General features: G+C 41.9%; 20 protein-coding genes. 1 reads left to right on the top strand and 19 read right to left on the bottom strand.

All coding sequences use genetic code 11. The annotated features are described in order from the left end of the window. Positions 1-129: 129 nt before the first annotated feature. The 17 genes from C1E58_RS00220 to comGA form a co-directional block, all read right to left on the bottom strand. Positions 130-360, bottom strand: a complete 231-nt coding sequence (locus C1E58_RS00220; protein ID WP_105208973.1) for a hypothetical protein — start codon at positions 358-360, stop codon at positions 130-132. Next, the gene (locus C1E58_RS00215; RefSeq protein ID WP_153055801.1) at positions 357-1,307 is read right to left on the bottom strand and encodes an Rpn family recombination-promoting nuclease/putative transposase; all 951 of its coding nucleotides are present in this window, start codon (positions 1,305-1,307) and stop codon (positions 357-359) included. The genes C1E58_RS00220 and C1E58_RS00215 overlap by 4 nt, the downstream gene beginning before the upstream one ends. Positions 1,308-1,542: 235 nt before the next feature. Further along, positions 1,543-2,847: a hypothetical protein gene (locus C1E58_RS00210; RefSeq protein ID WP_105208971.1), complete on the bottom strand. Its 1,305-nt coding sequence runs from the start codon at positions 2,845-2,847 to the stop codon at positions 1,543-1,545. 73 nt (positions 2,848-2,920) lie between these two features. After that, positions 2,921-4,549: an LTA synthase family protein gene (locus tag C1E58_RS00205; RefSeq protein WP_105208970.1), complete on the bottom strand. Its 1,629-nt coding sequence runs from the start codon at positions 4,547-4,549 to the stop codon at positions 2,921-2,923. A gap of 109 nt (positions 4,550-4,658) precedes the next feature. After that, the gene (locus C1E58_RS00200) at positions 4,659-6,275 is read right to left on the bottom strand and encodes a hypothetical protein (RefSeq protein WP_153055800.1); all 1,617 of its coding nucleotides are present in this window, start codon (positions 6,273-6,275) and stop codon (positions 4,659-4,661) included. Between the two features lie 201 nt (positions 6,276-6,476). Next, positions 6,477-8,219, bottom strand: a complete 1,743-nt coding sequence (locus C1E58_RS00195) for a rhamnan synthesis F family protein (RefSeq protein ID WP_105208968.1) — start codon at positions 8,217-8,219, stop codon at positions 6,477-6,479. Next, positions 8,216-9,622, bottom strand: coding sequence for a glycosyltransferase family 2 protein (locus C1E58_RS00190; protein ID WP_419579950.1), 1,407 nt, complete (start codon positions 9,620-9,622; stop codon positions 8,216-8,218). Before C1E58_RS00190 ends, C1E58_RS00195 begins: the two co-directional genes overlap by 4 nt. Before the next feature lie 14 nt (positions 9,623-9,636). Then, positions 9,637-10,875 (bottom strand): ABC transporter ATP-binding protein, encoded by a 1,239-nt coding sequence (locus C1E58_RS00185; protein ID WP_105208966.1) that lies wholly within the window; start codon positions 10,873-10,875, stop codon positions 9,637-9,639. Further along, positions 10,875-11,678, bottom strand: coding sequence for an ABC transporter permease (locus C1E58_RS00180; protein ID WP_105114508.1), 804 nt, complete (start codon positions 11,676-11,678; stop codon positions 10,875-10,877). Before C1E58_RS00180 ends, C1E58_RS00185 begins: the two co-directional genes overlap by 1 nt. 257 nt (positions 11,679-11,935) lie before the next feature. After that, on the bottom strand, positions 11,936-14,017 hold the full coding sequence (gene atlA / locus C1E58_RS00175) for an autolysin AtlA (protein ID WP_105208965.1): 2,082 nt from the start codon (positions 14,015-14,017) through the stop codon (positions 11,936-11,938). A 240-nt stretch (positions 14,018-14,257) separates the two neighbouring features. After that, the gene (comGG, locus tag C1E58_RS00170) at positions 14,258-14,728 is read right to left on the bottom strand and encodes a competence type IV pilus minor pilin ComGG (RefSeq protein ID WP_105208964.1); all 471 of its coding nucleotides are present in this window, start codon (positions 14,726-14,728) and stop codon (positions 14,258-14,260) included. Beyond that, complete coding sequence (comGF, locus tag C1E58_RS00165) at positions 14,706-15,140, bottom strand: competence type IV pilus minor pilin ComGF (RefSeq protein ID WP_105208963.1); 435 nt, start codon at positions 15,138-15,140, stop codon at positions 14,706-14,708. The genes comGG and comGF overlap by 23 nt, the downstream gene beginning before the upstream one ends. Then, positions 15,127-15,420: a competence type IV pilus minor pilin ComGE gene (gene comGE / locus C1E58_RS00160; RefSeq protein WP_105208962.1), complete on the bottom strand. Its 294-nt coding sequence runs from the start codon at positions 15,418-15,420 to the stop codon at positions 15,127-15,129. The genes comGF and comGE overlap by 14 nt, the downstream gene beginning before the upstream one ends. Then, entirely contained in the window at positions 15,392-15,799 is a 408-nt protein-coding gene (gene comGD, locus C1E58_RS00155) for a competence type IV pilus minor pilin ComGD (RefSeq protein ID WP_105208961.1), read from the bottom strand. The genes comGE and comGD overlap by 29 nt, the downstream gene beginning before the upstream one ends. Next, a complete protein-coding gene (gene comGC, locus C1E58_RS00150; RefSeq protein ID WP_105114502.1) occupies positions 15,780-16,061 on the bottom strand; it encodes a competence type IV pilus major pilin ComGC in 282 nt (93 codons plus the stop codon). Before comGC ends, comGD begins: the two co-directional genes overlap by 20 nt. Position 16,062: 1 nt before the next feature. Continuing rightward, the gene (comGB, locus tag C1E58_RS00145) at positions 16,063-17,100 is read right to left on the bottom strand and encodes a competence type IV pilus assembly protein ComGB (protein WP_269088928.1); all 1,038 of its coding nucleotides are present in this window, start codon (positions 17,098-17,100) and stop codon (positions 16,063-16,065) included. Then, a complete protein-coding gene (gene comGA / locus C1E58_RS00140; RefSeq protein WP_105208959.1) occupies positions 17,012-17,962 on the bottom strand; it encodes a competence type IV pilus ATPase ComGA in 951 nt (316 codons plus the stop codon). The genes comGB and comGA overlap by 89 nt, the downstream gene beginning before the upstream one ends. An 85-nt stretch (positions 17,963-18,047) precedes the next feature. Between comGA and C1E58_RS00135 the strand changes: the two genes are divergently transcribed. Continuing rightward, positions 18,048-18,998, top strand: coding sequence for a S66 family peptidase (locus C1E58_RS00135; protein WP_105208958.1), 951 nt, complete (start codon positions 18,048-18,050; stop codon positions 18,996-18,998). 18 nt (positions 18,999-19,016) lie between these two features. Here C1E58_RS00135 and C1E58_RS00130 read toward each other — a convergent pair whose 3' ends face one another. Both C1E58_RS00130 and rpoC read right to left on the bottom strand, forming a co-directional pair. Continuing rightward, on the bottom strand, positions 19,017-19,394 hold the full coding sequence (locus tag C1E58_RS00130) for a DUF1033 family protein (protein ID WP_105208957.1): 378 nt from the start codon (positions 19,392-19,394) through the stop codon (positions 19,017-19,019). A gap of 153 nt (positions 19,395-19,547) precedes the next feature. Then, a complete protein-coding gene (rpoC, locus tag C1E58_RS00125) occupies positions 19,548-23,195 on the bottom strand; it encodes a DNA-directed RNA polymerase subunit beta' (protein ID WP_105208956.1) in 3,648 nt (1,215 codons plus the stop codon). Positions 23,196-23,349: the final 154 nt, after the last annotated feature.

Below are 23,349 nucleotides of genomic sequence, written 5' to 3'. Positions count from 1 at the left end.
CTGTTGGTAGTAAGATTATAAAAGTTTTAAGACTAAGACTTCGGAATTCTCCTTCTAGAATCGCCAAGCTTATCGAGGACTACTTCCTCTATATATTAAGTTTGTAGGAACATAAGCGTATACATCCATCTACTCTACCCCTGATTTCAAACCATCCAGTTGTTCCTGACTGAGACCTGTCAATTCCATAATCAAATCATCTGCGAAACTCTTACCCAACATCTGCTGGGCAATCTTGAGTTGACCATATAACAAACCTTGTTGAAGACCTTCTTCCTTACCACGCTTTCTACCCAGTAAGAAAGAAGTTTCCAGCTCACCAAAATGATTGGCGGCACTGTAGGCCAGTTGATCAATCATCGGCTATCACCTTCCAAACCCTCCCATCTAGCTTTCAAACCATCCAACTCTTCCTGACTGAGTCCTGTCAATTCCAAAATCAAATCATCTGAAAAACTCTTACCCAACATCTGCTGAGCAATCTTAAGTTGACCATCTAACAAACCTTGTTGTAGACCCTGTTGCAGACCTTGTTGTAAGCCTTCTTCCTTGCCACGACTTCTACCTAGTAAGAAAGAAGTTTCCAGCTCACCAAAATGATTGGCGGCACTGTAGGCCAGTTGATCAATCATCTTCCTCTCCTCCTCTGTCCATGTATTTCTATCCAGCAAATGCTCGGCCTTGCTGATGACGTCTGTCTGTTGTTGACTAAATTCTCGATTGGCAAAAAATTCCATCCATAAGCGCTGGTTCCGACCCAGACTTCCCTCACTCAGCTTATTCAACTCAATAATGACCATCTCAAATGGCTTTTTCAGCTGACCTTCTTTTCCAAAAGGTAATTCCAAGACCTGTCCATTTTCCTCGGCCATCAAAACAAAGGAATGAATTGGATGCTTGTCGTCAAAATACCGCGTAGCAACCAAGGCGATGGAATAAATAGGCGAAATCTTGTCGTACATATCATGGGTCCGTCTGACCTTGTCCCTAACATTAGGCAAGTCCTTGACCAAATGCTGACAGGAATAGGTCCAGAGCCGTTTGATAAAGCTGTGCTGGTGAACCACCTGGATTTCAATGATAACCTGAGTCCCGTCGTCCAGTCTAGCTAGAATATCCACCGTTGTACTAAAGTATCCTTCCCGCTCTTTCTTGACATCAGCAAGGGTACCATTCAAAATCTGGACGGCTTTGGGACGAAAACCTAAAAACGTTTCAATAAAATCAATGGTAATCTCATGGTCGCTGAAAATCTTCTTAGCAGCAATATCTGCCATTGGGTTAATGCTATGTCGAAATCTTGTCAATTGTTTTCCTCCGATAAATAGAATTGAGAGTAGTCTCTATACTATCTATTCGAAGTTCCTAGTAATATTATAGCATGTCCGCGTATTTTTTTCCACGAATATAAGAACCTGTATTGGCAGTTCAGCACTTCACTTGTAAATACAGGTTCAAAAAATTCCAAAGCCTATCAATGAGACTTTGGAATATGTGATGCTTTTAAGGCAAGATCCAATTGACTATCTCTAATACAGACTGCTAATTGATAAACTGGATAAGACCTGACACCTTGTCATAATAGCCAGCAGTATCCCAATCGGCATGTTGAGGTAAGCCTGTTAGTGTTCCTGTAAAGACAACCGTATTGCTAATTGTACGAGCTTCGCTAGGGCTATTACCAACCTGTGCACCATCTATAGTAGTTGTTATGCCATTTGAAATATTGAACTGCGGAGTTCCTGCCCAACTTCTAGAAGCATTGTAAGTTCCATTTTGCTTCAGTTTAATCGAACTGAAACTTGCTGTTACAGCATCGCCTGTCTTACGCGCTGCTCCTTCAACTCGAAGGTATATGTCAGAACGATTGGCCAAAACTGCATTCTGACCACGGACAACCTCCGTCCCATTTACATATCCAACGTAGCTGCCATCTTTCTGCAAGGTCAACATCAAACGGTAGGTAGTGTTGAGATTTGCAAGATAGTTTGCTCTATGGTAGGACTGTCCACCTACATTATTGCTTCCAATATTTTCAATCAAGAAGGCTGTTTTACCTGTATATGGTGCAACTGCCGCAGTATCAAATTGCAAACCAAAACTTACTGCTGCATCTGGTGCGGCCATAACAAGTTTTGCATGGTAGCCAGTACCTGAGCCTGTCAAGGTCACGTCCGCTTCAATGGTATGGTTTGATTCTGTATTTGCAATCGTGGCACCTCCTGATGGAACAGATGAAGATAACTGATTAGTCTCTTGTTTAGGAGGTGTTACCGGGGTCGAACCAGTCGATTGAGTCGGGTTGGTCGGTTGCGCAGGCTGATTGTAATACTGAGTTTGTATTGGGACGCCTACACGATTTCCATATAGCTTAACCCCTTCTTGTTGCCAACCATGTCTTGGTAGAACCGTGTACTCATTTTCATCAGTGGTCCAATGATGTAGCCCTCGCAAGGCTTGATTATAGACACGGTAAATTTTCGCACTTCCCCCAGAATAGAATACCGGCTGTCCGTTGTTATCAAGTGTCCAACCATGTTTGCTGGTCAATACCTTGACTTCGTTGGTATCGGTTGTATATAAGTGGTTTTGCAAGCCAGCATTATAAAGGCGATAGACAGGACTACCTTGGCCTGGATCTGGAGCATACCATGCTTCGCCTTCATAGCCCCAACCATGCTGGGTATACAAGACATCTTTTTCATTTTTATCAGTTGTGTATAGGTGTTCTCCATTCTGCCTGTTGTACAAACGATAAATTGTTTGATCTGCTTGAACAGATTGACCGGCAAACAAAGATAGGGCTGACAGAGCGGTAACTACGCCGACGGACAGGGTCTTTTTCATATGATAACTCCTTGCTTTTTTCGCCATTTTAATATATAAAAAGGGCTTTGTCAATACCCCTTTTATACGATGATTATGGAATTTGTGGTTTTTGTTGTTTGGCTGCAAAATATTTTTGTAACAAGGCTTTAATCGTTTCCTCATTGGTGTCAGATAAGGGCTGGATATTACCCAAATCTGTACTCAACAGATAGGTATTGTCAAAGAAAACAGTATCGTAGGAATTATTATTTTCTTTATAGTAGAATAGCGACTCCCCTAAGAAGTAGTTAGGAACAGAAATATCCATATAATCCAACAGAGTCGGCACAAGATCTAGAGAATTTCTCCCCTCAACATCCTTTTTCTCTGCCCCAATTCCTTTATGATAGACTATAAACGGAACTCTATCAACATCTTGGTTTTCACGATTATAAGACGGATAGGCTGCTATAAAATCCTTATCCGCAAAGGTAGCATGGTCTGTTGTAAAGACCAATATCGTATTATCAAAGGCTGGGTTGCTATTAAATTTATCCAAAAACTGACTGAAATAATAATCAAAATTATAGAACCGATTTAAAAGTATGTTTTTCCCATCTTCGAACTTCTTATCAGCTGAATTAAAGGTCATATGTGTACCATAAGTATAGATTGCTGTTAAGAATGGAGTCTTCTGAGAAACCTGTTCTTCTATCGTGTCGTATAGAAGTTCTAATGCCGCCTGGTCTGTTAAACTTCCATTAGGACCCTTCGCCAGGTCGTTCTCATTGACAATACTATCAAAATTGAAAGACTCTAGATAAGATGTGAACTGAGTATTGTTCGGCTCGGTATTGATAAAGGTTGTCTGATACCCCTTATCTCCCAATACTCCCTGCAAGGAAGTCAAGGTATTGGATTCATAATTATCTAATTGGTATCCTGAGTATAACTGACCGATTAATCCTCGATAAGTAGCAAAGGTGTGATTGTAATAATTTTCAAAAGCGAGTGATGAGTCCTGTAACTTCTTCAGATTTGGCATAATACCACGTTCATCTTCGACAATATTTTGTGACAAACCTTCTACAAAAATCAGAACCACATTAGGAGTTGCCGATAAATTGGTTGGTTTAGGACGAGCATTCTGCACACTACCTCTATAGAAAAAATCCGTAACATTAGGAGCATTGGCAATTTTAGCTAGATCCTGCTGGTATTCGTAGGAATCCGCTGCTAGTTGGTATACTCCAAAAATAGGAGAATAGATGTTTCCACTCATTAAGGTGACGATCAACTCTAGCAAGAGAGAGCTAGATAAGACTGTTGACCAATTGATTTTTCTTGTTTTAACATAGGTGATAGGTAAAAATGTGAAGATCAGTATACAAATCGTTCCGAACACTATGGAAGCAAAATGCCCCGACAAAGATTCTAAGGATTCAAGGTTTGTCACCATCACCAAAGTAGTGAAACTTCCACCAAAAAACAGGACAATATTCTGCACATTGACAATCAATAAAAGAAGGCAGTTCACGATGTAGGCAGCAAGCTTTTTTTCTTTTATTAATAAGTTGCTGAATGTCGCAATGCTGACAACCTCTAAAACGGTGACAAGAATATAGGTCCAATCTGTATGGTTTTTAAAACCCATTATCGACAGAAGAACAGCAAAAAGATACTTACTCAATAAGACATACAGAGCGTACTCTTTCACCAATCGTTTGTAAGTTGCTATCATTTCAATTTATTCTCCAATCGGTTAGCGCAGTATTGATATGTTTGAACATTATTTATTCATTCCTTCCTCATCACAATTTATACTCATTTGCAAATTTTCACTTTATCATTCAGACACTATTTTCTCGTACAGACCTTGTTAATGTCAAGTGCAAGTATAGGTAAAACAATAGTAACCAGGCTGCACTTTGTAAGGTAAAACCAAGTATCTGAATCAGGGTTCTTTTATAAAAAACAGAGACCGTTCCACTGTGCGTCACACTTATCGTTGCACGCCCTTCATTTAATGCTTTTTGGGTAACATTAGGTTTATATTTTTTCTTATATTCCTGGAGCTCTTCGCTTGTTAAAGGGACATAGGCTATTTTAGGCTGCGTCCCCTTAGCCCCTGCTGAATATTCTGCAACATAGCCCTTGTACCAAATCCTTGGCAAGGTCAACTCTACACTTTCTGCTTCTTGATTCAACTGAACATCGAATATAAGAAGGTTATAGCCTTGTCGCACGTTCTCTACCTTAACCTGATTTGTGTCATAGATAAACTGATTGATTGTGCCATTCTGAACACGCTTATGGTTAATATCTAAATTAAAGTATTCGCTCCCTGAGGCCCAATAAGTGGTCAATAAGGGATTTTGAAAGGCCTTGTCTGCCATTTCATTTTGCTGTTTCATCACAGCAGCATTTGTCGCTGTTAGATTGTATTCTTCTTTGAAGTTGGCAAAATTAGGTAAAAAGCTCAAGGGATTTGTCACTAGATAAAAGCCTATCTGTACTACTGCAATCACTTTGTATAATCGTTTTTTCTCTGCTAGAAATAGAGCAGTAATCACAAAAGCTGGTATGAAGTAAGATAGTCTATTCGAATACTGGAAGACTGTTAAAAAGGTATAACGGAATACCGAGTACCAAGGTAAAATATTTGAAGTAGCAATCAGTAGGATTCCCGAAGTCACCAGCAACTGACGACCAATCTTGGGTAAGGATTTATAGGCTACCCACCCTATTATTAGAAAGATTAGAGCCAGTGGGAAATAATAGTTCACAATTTCCTCAAAAAGATTACCTGCATCTAAGATGTTTTTTGACTTAAATGGGTAATCACGTAACCCCCAAGACACAAAGAAGGTTTGCGATAGCCTTTGCTCTATAAATTGCAAAACAAAACCAATAGAAAGGCCAATCGCTATCACAACCGACAAGCAGAAGGAGAGAATTTTCTTCAGTGTCAATCTGTTTATCGATAGCAAGACCAGTATGACGGAAGAAATGGCTAGTACTAGAGTTGAGATGATATGAGTCTGCACCATCAGGGCAATAATGATGCCTAAGGGGATAGGATTGAGTTTATCCTGAAAAATCACCTTGTAGATGCAATAGATAAGCGGAGCAATCAAAGGAGGAATCGCACTCATACCAAAACCAAAATAAGGGAAGGTTACTGCCATCGTCATACCAAATAAGAGTGACTTGGATTTATGCTGAGTCATCTTGTAAAGACAAAAATAAGATGTGGTAGCCGTAGCCCAAATAATGATAAAGGCATAACTTGCAAAAGCATGTGTAGCCACCTTGGTTAATAAATAAACCAGGGCTGGAATGTAGAGAACACCATTGCCATAAAACATGGGAACCGCATAACCTGAGCCATGCGTAAATAGAAAGTTCAGATTCGGCAACACATCTCCATTTGCAATAGATTGCGCCAATCCTACTATCCTGGCCATATGGAATGGATAATCATAGATTTGACTGTTTGTATTGATGGAAATATAGGAAATGAGCGTTATCAGCAGTGCATAAACAAATAGGGTGACGTAAGGGTGCTGATAAAAAATATTCAGTTTTTCCCACCTTGATTCGTTTCGATTCATCATATCTTACCTTTTTACACTTAACTATCCTGCACAGCAAACTGATTTCCTCTATCATTTGGTCATCAAACGTCGAATAATATACTTAATAGCTCTTAATGGACCAATGATAATATATTTTAAGGCACCTCTAATCCCACCGATGTGATCAAAGTTTACATAGGTGTGAGGCAGAGCATCCGCCCGCTCATTAAGCAATTTATTATCTATAAAGGCTGTTAATTCGATGGGATTTTTAACAATACGGAAATCATAGTTTTTATCCCAGGCAATATAAACCAATAGGCGTTCGATGGCATGGAGAATAGAATTTTGTGGCAAGGGCTCTGCTGGCACATCTGCATCGGTTAGGTTTAAATCAAAGAGTGACTGTAAGGCATCGTATTTAAACCACACATAGGTTCCATAGGACATCACAAAAGTATGAAGAGCATTGAAATCAATCTGCTTCTTCATCCCCATTTTTTGCCACAATTCATTCATGGCTGGGGCAATCCTATTCTCATTATAGGCATCGACAATTTTATTATAACGGAAGAAGGTTGGAATATCTGCAATAACTAGCCCCAAATCAGATTTTTGTTCCAAGTTGGCTAGGATATCATTCGCTGGTTCTACCAACATAGCTATTAGCTCTTTCCGCCAAGATTCTCCCGCCCAGAAGTCTGCTTCTTTGGATTTTTTAGTATGGAAATGTCCGACATAGGTATAGGTCTGCAACTGCTCTTTCAACTTCAACATAGGCAATACATCGCGACCAATATTTCCTGTAACAAAAATCTGGGCTTGGCTTCCGTATTCAGACAATGTCGCCTCTATCTCAGCCACCTTGCTCTCTTGGTCTGTTGTTATGAACAAGTCATAATGAAAATCAAAAGACTCAAAGGCAGTTAAAAATTCCTGTAAGAGGTCTACATAGAAAACATGCAGATGGATGGCTACTCTTCCATCATTAGAATACGGTTTTTGAGTTGATTTAAGGTATTTCTGTGCTAAGAGATATTTAAAATCAGGATAGTTGATCTTAGACATGTGTGAAACAATTAAATCAACTGGGTAGTCTGATTTATCCGCAATCTCTTGTAAAATATAAGGTGTAATATGTTGATTCCCATCAATGGTTTTAACTTTAATGAATGGTACTCTATGTTTTAAAATAGCCGTCGGATTGTAGTAAGAAAAATCTGGATGAAGCATCCCGCTAGTATCTTCCTCTACTGTGTTAAAAACCGTTTGATAACGAAAGCCTGCTTCTAGTAAATTGGTCGTAACTTGTGTTTCATAATGGTCAATAACATCCTGAACATTTGTAAAGTTTTGCACACTTTTCCAAAATTCTTGAAAGGCTGTTGATTGAACTACCTTATTTGAAAAAGTCAGGTAGTAGCTCTGAATATGCTCACGAAACTGTTTGGTTTCTCGGAAATTGGTCATCCCCCAAAAATCAATCGTTTCATCTTCCTCATACCGTTGATAAAGCTCTGACATATCCCACAGCGGCCCAAAACAGGTGTCATTCATTAGGGTCAGTGAATCGTAGTGCTTTAGCTCCTCGAAGCCTATACTTGTCATCCCATCACGCCAAGCAGCAAAATCAAATCCAATATTTTCTCGGCGGATGACCTCATCTACCAAAAAAGACTGTCTGAGAACAGTTTCGTCCCCTTCTGAAAGCGGGCTATTCGTGATAAAAACAACCTTTGAGAAGAGCGAACGCATGGCTTCTAATTGATATTGGACATGGGAACTAAGCTGTCCATATTTATTAAAATGGACATACAAAAGCAAACGCTTCATTTTTTTCTCCTAAAAAAATTGATAATCTTTGTTGGAATAATCCAACGTCGTGAGCCAACAACTGCATGGTATGAGATAGTAAGATTTTCAATCTCTTTTTGTTGTCGGCTAATAAGGGCTTCACTTTCACGAAGCTGCCGCTCTAATCGCTCTCCCTCTATGGCTTTCTTCCGGAATTCAACTAGCTGCTCTCCCAAAATCTTAGCAACATAGTCTGGGGACTGCAGGTCATCCAATTCACAGATAGTGTATTTTAGGATAAAGTCTGCACCATAGACAGGTGAGATTTCGTAGATTAATTGCGGATCTTGCTGTGGGAACAAAACCATGTCTCCAACCAATACGCCATTGGTGTAAGCCGGTAGAAGAGTCGTTCGAGCCTTTTGACTAACCAATGAGATATTTCGGTAAAAACTTGGTTGCTCTGACAAGTCAATGCGCACTCGTTGGCAGTTATCAGGCAAGCTAAATCGAATCTCATCCTGCTTCAACAACGGATAGCGTAAGATATTTTCTTGACAAAATCCAGATCCATCCGTGTCGAAATAGATGGTGACTTCTTGAATACCAACTTGCGCAAGACCACGTTCTTTTTTTGTCAAGACAACTTCGTAGGTGTTATTTCGTTCTAAAAGAATATCAAGCATTTCTCGATAATGACTAGATGGATATTTATCCAGATAGAATTTCTGAGTCGCCAACAAGGTTTGGAAACGATTCTCTATTTTAGAAAAGTCTACCGGTCGCGAGTCAGATCCTTGATTGATCGTATAGGCAACTGTTGCTTCTGGTAAAAATAACAATTGTGTTCGTTGAAATAGATCGAGCTGTAAATTAAAGGTATCATCAGCGGTGGTCAAATCTAGTTCCTGATTCACCTCTAACATGAGTTCTCTTTCTACTACCCAAGTCGAAGCCATGGTAAACCCACGTGTCGCTAACATTTTAGCATAGGTATCCGCTAAGGGAATACTTCCACTAGTAAAGCCTGCTGTTGATACCAGCTGTCCATTTTCATCATAGATATCAAAATCTGTATTGGACCACTTGGCTTCTGGGTGTTCTTCTAGTAAGTCCACCTGCTTTTGAAGTTTATGTGGGTCTAACCAAAAATCATCTCCATCACAACGAGCAATATATTTGCCCTTTGCATGCTGACAGGCAGATACCCATGTCCGTGAGATTCCCTGGTTCTCTCCATGGAAAATCGCTTGAATCTTTTCTGGATATTGGTTTTGATACGATCTAACGATATCTCTGGACGAATCCGTCGAACAGTCATCAACAAGAATAATTTCAACTTCAAAGTTTGTTTCTTGTGCTAGAAAGCCTTCGATAACCCTCTCTAACCACGGAGCCTTATTATAAACCGTGCAAATGATTGATACTATTGGTTGTCCCATCATTCATCCTCTATCTAGTTATTTTCAAAAGTCCAGTTACCATTTCGTTGAATGAGACCACTTGCTGAATCTAAAGCTGAAATATCATCTGGTGCAATATCTGTTCGATTCACCATGATAATCGGCGTCTGCGTCGCATCTGAAAAAGCCAGCATCTTACCGTCTTTATCACGCACCGTGACTTCCAACTTAAGTTTCAAATCATTAACATTAGGCAATGAACAAGAGTAGTGTACTACTTTTTTGCCTTTCCCTGATTGTAGTTGGTTCATTGAATTATCATTATAAATCCAAATATTGCGATCAATGTCTGTTAGAGATAGGGCCATATAGGTCTCAATATCTTGCAAAACAGTATACTCCATCCTAAAATGAATGGTATCTTTCGGAGAAATCTGGTTCGGACTCAGCAAATCAAGCTTGAAATCTTCAACCAATTGGATTTCTTTTACTTCTGTAGATTCAGAATCTAAGCCATCTCCTTCCGCTAAGGGTTCTGGTTGCGCTGTTACAGTATTATCAAAACTATATTGGTTGGCTACATTTTCTGGATTTCCAATAGCTTTTACCAAGCCATGTTCAATCAAGACCGCCTTGTTACAATATTTCTTAACTGCACCCATGTCATGGGTAACCAGAATAGTTGTCTTTCCGCTTTTCTTGCGTTCTTGGAAATAGTCATTGCATTTTCTTTGGAAGGCTTCATCTCCCACTGCCAATACTTCATCCAAGATAAGAACATCTCCTTGCGCCTTGATGGCTACAGAAAACGCTAGACGAACCTGCATCCCACTCGAATAGTTTTTAAGTTTTTGGTTCATGAATTCGCGCAACTCTGCAAAATCGACAATGTCATCATACATAGCATCAATTTCTTCACGAGAGAAACCAAGAAGAGCTCCATTCAAATAGACATTTTCACGCCCTGTTAGTTCGGGATTGAAGCCGACTCCGAGTTCAATAAAAGAAACCAATTTTCCATTTACTGTCACCGTCCCATGTTCTGGAACGTAAATTTGTGAAATAATTTTTAAAAGAGTTGACTTACCTGAGCCATTCCGCCCTAAGATACCAAAGAAGTCTCCTTTTTCAACCTCAAAAGAAATATCCTTCAATACATGTTGCTCTTTGTAGCCTTTGATTCCTTTAAAACGATTGACCATGGTTGTACGCAAACTCTGACTAGCTTCTGTCGGCAATTTAAAAAACTTACTGACATGGTCAACCTTTACTGCAATATTTTTTTCTGTCATTAGAGAATCTCCGCAAATTTCTTAGAATATTTTCCAAACACAGTCACTCCAAGTGCAAAGACGATTAGAGGGATGAGATAAGGTATCAGCACAATCATCTTATTGTTAATGACCTGCCAAACAGGCAAATTCGCCTTATCGATGACAAAGTAACGCATATCTTGAATAATTTGAGCCATCGGATTTAGCATCATCAACTTAGCTGCCAGTACGCTTTGGTCCATCACAAATGATAGGGAGTAGATAATTGGGGTTGCATACATCCCAGCCTGCATCACCACCTCCCAAATTTGTGCTAAGTCACGGAAACGAACAAAGAGGGTAGAAAGTATCAAAGCAATCCCTGTCGCCAACAAAAACAGCTCAACAAAAAGAGGAAGAGCCATCACAACCGTCCATGTGAACTGTACACCATTAAATAGAGAAAAAACCAATACAACCAGTAAATTGATGGAGAAGTTGATTGCCGCACCAAATACTGAAGAGAGCACAATAATCTCCTTAGAAAAGTTTAGCTTCCTCAATAAATCTCCGCGTGTCACAATGGAAACCATTCCCATATTAGTGGCCTCTGAAAAGAAGGACCAGATAACATTCCCCAGCAATAAGGCAACCGGAAAATGCGGAACATCGCTACCTAATCTTAGAAAGTGAATGAAGACGACATACATAATAGCAAACAACATCAATGGCTTTAAGATTGACCAAAGATAGCCAATCACCGACCCTTGATAGCGTAATTTAAAATCTGTTTTTATCAATTCTTTTAATAGAATCCGATTTTTTGTGGAAAACAAATCCATACCTTTTTCCTTTCGATTATAGCAGTTCTGTAAAATCCTATTCTTCTGTGGAAAATGCTTCTCAATTCCCTCTACAGAATAAGTTTTTTTATAAAGCGAACTCACTACATTATACACTTAATTAACGCTGCTTGCAATATAACACTGTCACTAGCGGGAAGCACAGGAATCAGATACAAAAAACTCCACAAGTCTTACTAATGAAAACCTTCATTACAAAGACTGTGGAGCCCTATATTTCTAATCTGGAATTCTGCCTACTTAGTAAATCGATTTGTATAATCCAAATTCACATCAAAGAAGGAACGTCCTGGCAACAATTCCGCCTTAGATGTATACTGCCATGCTGCTGTCCGTGCGTGTAGAGACATAGACATTGCTTGTGCAGGGGTCATAGTAGAGTATGGATATTGCGCAACCCAGAAATTACTCATTCCAAACTGACTTGTTTGGATTGGACCAACCACTCCAAGAGAATTGTCATCAAGCCAACTAGCTCCAGTATAGTGAATGAGATTTGAATAGCCTAAACGACGCATCTCTTCTTCCCAGGCCTTCATGTTTTCATTGATATTCTTACGAGTGGCATGCTCTTCGATATCGTTAACCATTAGAGTATGGGTCGGTAAGCCCAGTCGTTTAGCTGCAGCAACGAAATATTGTGCCTCTGCTTTAGCCTCTTCCTTGCTCGTGAAGTGCGAATAGTGATAAACAGAAACCTTGAGACCTGCAGCTAAGGCATTTTTTACCTGCCCTTCTGCATAAGGATTTAAATAACTTACAGCTTCTGATAGTTTAACGACAACACCTGAAATACCATTGGCAGCCAAGGTTTTGTAGTCAGCTACCAACAAGGTCCCATTATGGCTACTTACATCGATAAATCTAGGAATCTCTGTTTTTGTATAGCTAATAGCTGCACTTGTTTGAGCAACTGTATGCTGTTGACCCTGACTAGTGATAGATAGAGAAACAGTGTAATTTCCCTGCTCATATTTATGGTTACTGATCCGAACTGGTACTGTATAACTTCCATCAGCTTGCTTTGTAGCTGTGTACTGTTGAAGGTCATTTTTGCCATTAACATCTGACCATACAGTTGCTTGAATTGCTTCAATGCCTTTTGGAACATATAAATCTGTTATCCGAACATCGAAGAAACCATAAGTTCTGTCGATATTTTCGATTCTAACTGCGGCTTTTGGTACCGTATCTGTTATTTCTACCGTTGTTGTCGTAGAAGGAGAGACTCCAACTTTTGTACCGTCTGCTTGCAAAAGATATAAGTGAATCTGGTAGGTTCCAGTGCTAAAACCATGATTCTTGGCTTGGACAGATACTTTATAGCGTCCATCTGCCTGTCTTACTGCTTCATACCAAACCAAATCATCCTGTCCATTTTCATCTGACCATACTGGAACAAGTACGCCATTAACACCTACAGGGCTATCAACATTTGATACAATGATATCAAAAGTCCCATTTTGAGAGTTCTTATTCTGGATACTAACAGTTCCTGTCGGTTTCTTTTCAACTTGTGGAGCTGCTGGTGTGTTTGAGGCGTTTGAGCCACCTGCACTTCCTAATCCGTAGAAGGCAACCCCTTCCTGTTTCCAACCACGACCGGCTAGAACAGCATACTCATTGGCATCCTTCGTATACAGATGGACACGCAAGTCCGGCTGATAAAGACGATAGACAGGGATATTGCCATAAGAACGGAAGGCTTCTCCTTCTTGTCGCCAACCACGACCGGCTAGGACAGCATACTCATTGGCATCCTTCGTATACAGGTGGACACGTAAGTCTGGCTGATAGAGACGGTAAACCGGCTCTCCTTGATTTGAAACAAATCTCCAAGCCTCCCCTTCTTGTCGCCAACCACGACCGGCTAGAACAGCATACTCATTAGCATCCTTCGTATACAGGTGGACACGCAAATCCGGCTGATAGAGACGATACAAAGCTTGCTCAACAGTTGCTTCTGCTTGTGTAACTGTTGCTGCCTCTTGCTGAGTTGCAGTTGTTGAGGTTGTACTGCTTGTTGTTGAACTTTCTTCAGTTGCAGCACCCTCTTCAGTATCCGGCACTGATCGGAATGAAATACTCGGTTCTTCTGTTGCAACTGTGCTGGTCTCAGTCTGAGCCTGAGTTGAGGAACTTGTACTCGATTCTGCAACAATTGAGACTTCTGAACTCGTCGCCTCTGTAGTAGAAACTTGTGTTTCCGACACAGCCGAACTTTGACTTGTTTCAGTAGTGTTTGCTGCAACAGGTAGAGTCATCGTTAGCAAGCAAGTAGCTCCGAGACTTAAACTTTTCATATATTTGCTTCTCATTCGTCATCTCCTATTATGAACTCAAAGTCATTATAACATATTTCCTTAGGTGTTTTCAAATACTTTTTCACTGGAATCATCTTACTAAAAATAAACCGCACTTTTAACGGTAATAGAAAATTACCGATAAAGTACGGTTGTAAAACACCTCGCATCATCCACTTACAGTATAGATAGGCTGCGGATATCCTTTTTCTAATTTTTGCGAGAAAGCAAGGTGCGATAGACTTTTTTATCCAATCACTCTCGGCTTTTCATTCCAAATTGATAGCGATACTCTCTTCCGTCCCTTAATATTACCAACACTGACAATTGCTGGTTTTGGACATAGTAACTAGTCTGCCCCTCTCGAAACAAGACGCTTCCTTCGGTCTCTATTGGTTTACTTTCCTCCTTTTTTTGAGAACTTGTTTGAGCTGGTTTTTCATCCGTTTGATTTTCTCTAGTTGATTGAACCTCCTTTTCTTCCTTTTCATCTGTTTGGCTAGCCTCCTCCTTGGCAACTGCTTGACGCTTTTGTAAGTCCCCTTCGACCTGGTCCAAGACCATCTGAGCCATGATGTAGGCAGTCGTTTCTTGTCTTGCCACCTGAACCAAACGGCTTTCGGCTTCTTGACGGTGGATATAAAACTGGAGCAAGAGACTAAAAACTGCCAGCATCAAGAGGGCATAGAGCAGGATGCCAGCCTTAACTCTTTTCTTTAAAAGCATAGATAAAGGTCCGCTCCTCCCCATTTTTAAAGCTAAAGTCGATGCGCACCAGCTGGTTTTCTTGGGAAATAGCTGCGCTGTCCACCTGATAGAGCATGGGCTGGTAGCCCTGTCCCCTGTCATTTGTTTTCCGAAAATCATCCGACCGTGACTTGCCAAAGGCCAAAGCCTGACCACCCTTATCAACATAGACCTTGCCATTTTCGACCTTGACCAAGTCAGCCTGGTCCCACTCCGACCGCAACTGGCTAGAAAAGACCAGCCACTCCTTTTGAATGGTTTGTTTTTGATAATGCGCTTCTTGGACCAGCAGTTTTGACAAGCCTTCAAAGACCAAAAGGCTACCTGAAAGGATGACTAAGGCTAGCAAGCATTCCAAGAGAGTAAAAGCAGGAATTTTACTTTTTAACAACCGATAGAACCTCCTTTCCCTCGTGGAAAACAATCATCTTATCTGCTGTTCGTTGAACCTGAACTCTAACGCCGTTTAAGGCTAGGTTATCTTGCTCAGTCTGAACAGCCATCTGCGCTAGATTGAGAACCTCCTGTTGTTCCAATTCCCAAGCCTGCCGTCTACGACCCGCATCTACCGCTGATAAAATCAAGCTGCAAATGGTCACTAGGGTCGCAAGGGCAACCAGGCTTTCTAGCAAGATATAAGCCTTATTCTTCTGTTTTCTTATAGCGACCACTCCCTATATATAATTGATACGTGACTGTCTTTCGACTAAGCCGAAAACGAATCTTGGTCAGAGAAGAATTTCCACCATTTTCTTCAAATGTGATGGTCTTTTCTTCCAATACTTCTACTTTTTTAGGCACCTGTACAGTTTGATGACCATTTGTCACTTCCTGTCCACCGATAGCAAGATTCACTGTTTGGTGGGAACTGGCTGCCAATTTCTGGCTGTCTTTATAAATAGCTTCAAACTCCCAGATAAAAATCTCTTCCTGAACAGACCGAAAGACCGTTTGCACCGTTCCTGACAAGGAAACTGCTAAAAAACTGACAACAAACAAGGTCAGCAGGCTTTCCAGAAGAGTAAAAGCCTTATTTTTTCGCCTTAGCATACTCTTCTGCTTGTTTTTCAGTAATATAGCCAGCAGCCTGTAAGTCTGCCACCGTTGCTTCCTTATCATACTCTAATTCATAGAGCTCCATCTGGCTTTCTACAACTTTGACGACAGCTGCACCTCCTGACTCCTTAATCGCTTCTTTTTGCTTGCTCAAATTAGGCACAAATAAGAGCAGAAGTACACTAACAATGAGAAGTACAACTAACATTTCCACCAATGTGAAAGCTTTATTTTTCAATTTCATTAATTTTTTCATTTTATAACTCCATATTTTGATAAATCGGCAGCAACATGGCTGCGTAGATGAGAACGACCATTAGGGCCACAAAGAGAAAGACCAGCGGTTGAATCAGCTGCATGGCTCTATTGACCCGAGAGAAAAAATCCTCCCAACACTCTGCCGCGTAAACTGTCAACTCGCTACCCAACTTGGACTTGACCTGACCATACTCGACGATCAAACTCAGCTCCCGCTTAAAAAAGGCGTAGGTCTTGATGTGTTCGTCAAAACTACGACCATTTGAAAGCGACTGCTCCAGGTCCTGACCAATTTCCCGAAAGAGCTGCGATTGCTGCGATTGCATCAAGCCCACAATCTGCGGCAGGTCCAGGCCTTGCCCAATCAAACTCCCCCACTCCCTGGCGTAATAGGCCGTCAGGTAGGTTTGGATGAGTTTTCCGAAAAATGGCAGAGCTGCTAAGCGGGAAAATGCCTTGATTTTGCTAGTTTTGCGAAACCAAACCATCCCAGCCAAGACCGCTACCAAACTAAGTCCACAAAGGGACAAGAAGATAGTCGGCAGATGGTTAATTAGCACGGTCGCTGCATTGCCTTCCTCCAACTGGGGCAGAAGATAGTTTTTCAAGCCAAGCATAATCAAAAGCAGAAAACCTAGCAAGATAACTGGATAGGTCGCTACCTCAACCAATTTCTTACGAACCTTGCTGACATTTTCCAGATAGGACTGAATATGGCTCAAACTCAGGCTGGTATTACCATGAACTTCTGCCAGAGCCACCTGTGTGACCACCGCATCTGAAAACCGCAAATCCGCTAATAGGCTTGAAAATGGCTTTCCTGCAAGAAGGCCATCCGACAAAACCTGAGTGTAAGGATCTGCCAAAAGCTGACTGCGTTTGAGAAAATCAACAATCTCTCCCAGATGAAAACCACTGGCAAAGAGATTGTTAAACAGTTCAATGACCTTACGTTGGCGAGCCAAGGGCAATTTTTTCTGTTTCTGCCTGCCGAAGACTGATATGTCCTGCTGCAAAAAGGCGATCAATTTGCGCATTCCACTGGTCTGCGGAATGGTTTGGGTAATTTCCCTTTGCAAAATCCACTACACCTCCTCCCCCAATCAATCGTTGATAGGCAATCCCTTGAAGGGCATTATTTAATTCTTCAAGACTGACCCCCAATTCCAACATACGAGCATAGACACCCGAAATAGACCTTGCGTGAACCGTTGAGAAAACGGTAGCTCCCGTCAGGCTGGCTCGAATGACTGCTCGAGCGGTTTCCGCATCCCGAATCTCACCGATGATGAGCAAGTCTGGCCGATGACGTAGGGATAATTTTATCAAATTATCGTAGGTGGCTCCGATGGCTTCATTGAGCTGGAGTTGCAGCATATCCTCCTGCTTGATTTCGACCGGATCTTCAATGGTCAAAATCTGCTTGTCTGGGAATTTCAGCCTGGCAAGATGGTACATAAGTGTGGTCTTACCAGAGCCGACTGGACCCGAAAAAAGGTAGAGCCCTCGTCCCTTGATTTCTTCTGCAAGTCGCTCGGCCGCCTCAAACCAGAACTTGAGTTCCTTGTCATTGTCATAGAGCAGGCGGATAACCAAACTTTCCTTACCACGATAATCTCCGACAGTTGATAGGCGAAGGGAAATCTCACCGTTCCCATAATCATAGTCACAGGAACCCTGTTGGCTACGGCGTTTTTCACCGACATTTAAACCTGATAAGAACTTGAAATGGCTGATGATGGCTGTTACTTCCTCCTCAGCCAAGTCTTGCACAAATTCCCGCTCATCCATGATGCGATGGTAGACTTGGTAGTCCTGACCACGAGGAACCAGATAGATGTCACTGACCCTTTCCGCCACCGCCTTTTCAATCAACTTTCTTGCTTTTTCTTGAATCATAAAACCTCCTCACCCTATCTATTCGCAAGGAAACTTGATTTTCCATACTTTTTTGTTAAAATAATAAAAAAGCTTGGAGGTTCCTATGAAAAAATTAAAAAAAGGCGACCACATACGCGTAGTCAGTCCTTCTTCATCTATTGAAAGAATTGGTGGCTTCAAGGCCAATCTCGCCGCCAAGGAAAAACTAGAGGAACTTGGCTTCAAACTCTCTTTTTCTGAGTATTATCTTGAAAATGATATTTTTTTCTCAGCTCCGATTGCCAGCCGTGTTGCGGACTTGGAAGCAGCTTTTGCGGACGATACGGTCGATGCCATTCTGACAACCATTGGCGGTTTCAACTGCAACGAACTCTTGCCCTATCTGGATTTCGATTTGATTGCACAAAATCCGAAAATTTTCTGTGGTTATTCGGATACGACCGCCCTGCTCAATGCTATCTATGCCAAGACAGGCATGGAAACCTACATGGGTCCTGCCTATTCAAGTTTCAAAATGGATTTGGGGCAACAGTATCAAACAGAAGCCTGGCTCAAGGCTGTAACACAAGACTCCTTTGACTTGACCCCGAGTCCTGAATGGTCTAGCGACGCTTGGTACCTACCAGACGCCCCTCGCATTTTTTACCCAACCGAATGGAAGGTTTACAATCCGGGCCGGGCCTCTGGTATTGCCATCGGCGGAAACATCTCAACTCTAAATCTACTGACTGGAACCGAGTTCGCACCCAATACGGACAAGTATATTCTATTTTTAGAAGAGGCGGAAGACGATGATTATCTGATTATTGCTCGTCACTTGACTGCCCTGCTACAAGCCTATCCTAATCCGCAGGCGGTTGTTTTTGGTCGTTTTCCAAAAGAAACTAAGATGACGGAGGAGATTTTGTTGGCCATTTTGGACAAGCACCCTATTCTAAAAAATGTTCCTGTTCTCTACGATTTGGATTTTGCCCATACCCAGCCACTCTTTACCATTCGGATTGGTGGGCATGTGGAGCTTGATACGGAAACATTTTCTATCAGATTCAACTAAAAAGGATTGACACACTGGTCAATCCTTTTCTTCATGGTTCATACATTTGTCTTGTTTCAGCCTACAAGTACGCAAACGAGGGGGTGTCTGCGACTTGATAAAACCAGCAGGTAAGTTTTCCTTAGCTTCCACCAACATAAGCGAATGGTAGCGTTGCAAATATTCTTCACATTCCTCGCACCAATGCTGGTCCTGTTCATCCCAAAAAGCTGCCAAGGTGTCATTTTTTGTCTTTTTCATGGGAAAATTCTCAGACAAACGTACCCATTCTTTTTGAAAGGCAGTATAGGCATCCTCATAACGACTAAAGACATCCTTACTGACAATGTCTTCTTCCCAACCATCCAAGAACCACCAGGGTTCATAATCTCCATATAATTTTATTACCTGATACATAAGCACACACTTCCTTTTTCACACTCATTATATCGAATATAAAATCGTATAGAAAGTATTCTGCTTGTTAATTACTGATCAAATCCTGTATGCGCTTTATTTCCGAATAGCAAAAACACATCCCTAGAAATCTAGAGATGTGTTATTTGTAACTTATTCAGATACAACTTCGATACCTGCTTCTTCTGCAAGCTCTTCAGCTAGAGTATCTTCAATAATTTCAATTTCATTGATGGCTTGTGGTTCAAGATTACGGTAGCGGGCCATACCTGTACCTGCTGGGATAATCTTACCGATAATAACGTTCTCTTTCAGACCAAGAAGGTTATCACGTTTACCACGAATAGCAGCATCTGTAAGGACACGAGTTGTTTCCTGGAAGGATGCAGCAGACAAGAATGAGTTGGTTTCAAGGGAAGCCTTCGTGATACCCATAAGAACTGGACGAGCTGTTGCCGGAATACCGCCAGCAATAACTACTTCCGCATTGGCATCTGTAAAGTCTGTGATATCCATGAGAGTGCCCATGAGAAGATCTGTATCACCTGGATCCATGACACGAACCTTACGAAGCATTTGACGGACCATTACCTCGATATGCTTGTCGCCGATTTCTACACCCTGGCTACGGTAAACTTTTTGAACTTCAGAAAGAAGGTAGGTTTCAACTGCCAGAACATCACGGACCTCAAGTAAGCGTTTTGGTTGGATAGAACCTTCAGTAAGGGCTGCACCACGCGCAACTTGGTCACCAACTTCAACCTTCATACGGGCTGTAAATGGAACCACATACTCACCTTCACCAGTCACACCTTTAACAAAGACTTTCTTAGTGCGAGTAGAAGCATCTTCTTCAATAGCGATAACTTCACCTTTAACCTCTGTGATAACCGCTTCCCCTTTCGGATTGCGGGCTTCAAAGATCTCTTGGACACGAGGAAGACCCTGCGTGATATCGCTGTTTGAGGCTACACCACCCGTGTGGAAGGTACGCATTGTCAACTGTGTACCAGGCTCACCGATAGATTGGGCTGCAATCGTACCAACTGCTTCACCAACTTCAACCGCATCACCTGTCGCCAAGTTGATACCGTAACAGTGACGGCAGACACCGTGACGAGTATTACATGTAAATACGCTACGGATAGTGACTTGTTCAACACCGGCATTGACAATTTCGCGAGCAATGTCTTCGGTAATCAATTGGTTTGGACCGATGATAACGGTACCCGTTTCAGGATGTTTAACAGTTTTCTTAGTGTAACGACCTTGTAAACGCTCTTCAAGTGGCTCGATCATTTCTTTGCCATCTGTGATTGAACGGATATCAAGACCACGGTCTGTTCCACAGTCGTCTTCACGGATAATAACGTCTTGGGCAACGTCAACCAAACGACGAGTCAAGTATCCTGAGTCGGCTGTCTTCAAGGCCGTATCCGTCATACCCTTACGGGCACCGTGAGTTGAGAAGAACATTTCCAATACCGAAAGACCTTCACGGAAGTTAGACAAGATAGGCAATTCCATGATACGTCCGTTCGGAGCTGACATCAGACCACGCATACCGGCCAACTGGGAGAAGTTGGAAATGTTACCACGGGCACCAGAGTCCATCATCATAACGATAGGGTTTTTAGGATCTTGTTTTTCAACCAGGCGTTTTTCCAATTTTTCCTTAGCTGAACGCCACTCATCTGTAACAGCTGTATAACGCTCGTCGTCTGTAATCATACCACGACGGAATTGTTTCTTGATTTGTTCTACACGTTCGTGAGATTCTTCAATAATTTCAGCCTTGTTGTCGATAACTGGGATATCGGCAATACCCACTGTCAAACCAGCAAGTGTTGAGTGATAGTAACCCAAGTCTTTCAAACGGTCAAGAAGAGCTGATGTTTCAGTTGTACGGAAACGCTTGAAAATTTCAGCGATGATGTTACCAAGATTTTTCTTCTTGAATGGTGGGTTGATTGGCAATTCTGCAATAGCAGCCTTGATATCTGATCCTGGTTCCAAGAAGTATTTATCAGGAGTTCCTTCTGTTAAGTTAGCGTTGTTTGGCTCTTGCAAGTAAGGAAGTCCTTCAGGCATGATAGCGTTGAAGAAGATTTTTCCGACAGTTGTCATCATAATCTTATGCTTCTGGTTGTCTTTCCATGGCTTGTCCAAGCTGTCCGTTGCGATACCTACACGGGTGTGCAAGTGAACATAGCCATTGCGGTGTGCCATAACAGCTTCATCCGCATCCTTGAAGACCATACCTTCACCTTCACGACCAGCATCTTCCATGGTCAAGTAGTAGTTACCCAAAACCATATCCTGAGACGGTGTTACGACTGGTTTACCATCTTTAGGGTTAAGGATGTGTTCTGCAGCAAGCATAAGAATACGTGCTTCTGCTTGTGCTTCTTCTGACAATGGAACGTGAATGGCCATCTGGTCACCGTCAAAGTCGGCGTTATAGGCTTCACAGACAAGCGGGTGCAAACGAAGGGCTTTACCATCGATCAGAACTGGCTCAAAGGCCTGGATACCCAAACGGTGAAGGGTAGGTGCGCGGTTCAAAAGAACTGGGTGTTCTTTGATCACTTCTTCCAAGATATCCCAAATACGATCATCCCCACGTTCAATCAAACGTTTTGCAGCTTTTACGTTACCAGCAATTTCACGGGCAACGATTTCGCGCATGACAAACGGTTTGAAGAGCTCAATAGCCATTTCACGTGGTACACCACATTGGTACATTTTCAGCGTTGGACCAACGGCGATAACGGAACGTCCTGAGAAGTCAACACGCTTACCAAGCAAGTTTTGACGGAAACGCCCTTGCTTACCTTTGAGCATGTGGCTGAGTGATTTAAGTGGACGGCTACCTGGTCCTGTAATTGGACGACCACGGCGACCGTTGTCAATCAAAGCATCCACAGCTTCTTGAAGCATCCGTTTTTCGTTTTGTACGATAATTCCTGGAGCGTTAAGTTCCAAGAGACGAGCCAAACGGTTGTTACGGTTGATAACACGGCGGTAGAGTTCGTTCAAGTCAGACGCCGCAAAACGACCACCATCCAACTGAACCATCGGACGCAAGTCTGGTGGAATAACTGGAAGGATGTTGAGAATCATCCACTCAGGCTTGTTACCAGATTTATAGAAGGCATCCAATACATCCAAGCGGCGAACTGCTTTGATACGTTTTTGTCCAGAAGCTGTTTTCAATTCTTCTTTCAAAGCTGCGATTTCTTTTGGAAGATCCACTTGCTTCAAGAGGTCTTGAATGGCTTCTGCACCCATTTTGGCAACGAATGAACCATATCCATATTCACGCAAACGCTCACGGTATTCGCGTTCTGTCATGATTGACTTGTGCTCAAGCGGAGTATCTTTCGGATCAATCACCACATAAGCTGCGAAGTAGATAACTTCCTCAAGCGCACGCGGACTCATATCCAAGGTCAAGCCCATACGGCTTGGAATGCCTTTGAAATACCAAATGTGTGAAATTGGTGCTTTCAACTCAATGTGTCCCATACGCTCACGACGGACTTTTGCACGAGTTACTTCCACACCACAGCGGTCACAAGTGATCCCTTTATAACGGATACGCTTGTATTTACCACATGAACACTCCCAGTCTTTTGTTGGACCAAAGATGACTTCGTCAAAAAGTCCATCACGTTCTGGTTTGAGTGTACGATAGTTGATTGTTTCAGGTTTTTTAACCTCACCGTAAGACCATGAACGGACTTTGTTTGGCGAAGCTAACGTGATTTGCATACTTTTAAATCGATTTACGTCAACCACTAATAATCCCTTTCTTTTCTTGTGAGAGGCTGGATTCCCAAACCTCAAATTCTTGAACAATAATCAGCAGAATGGATAGCTGGTAAGCTATTTTTTATAAATCAGACGGTAGAAGACCGTTGGTCCTTATCTCTTTCAGTTCTGAGGTTTGGAC

The sequence above is a fragment of the Streptococcus suis genome (assembly GCF_002964575.1).
In the GTDB taxonomy this organism is placed as follows: domain Bacteria; phylum Bacillota; class Bacilli; order Lactobacillales; family Streptococcaceae; genus Streptococcus; species Streptococcus suis_R.
Note: the sequence above shows the minus strand (reverse complement) of the source record. Positions and strands in the feature narration are given on the sequence as shown.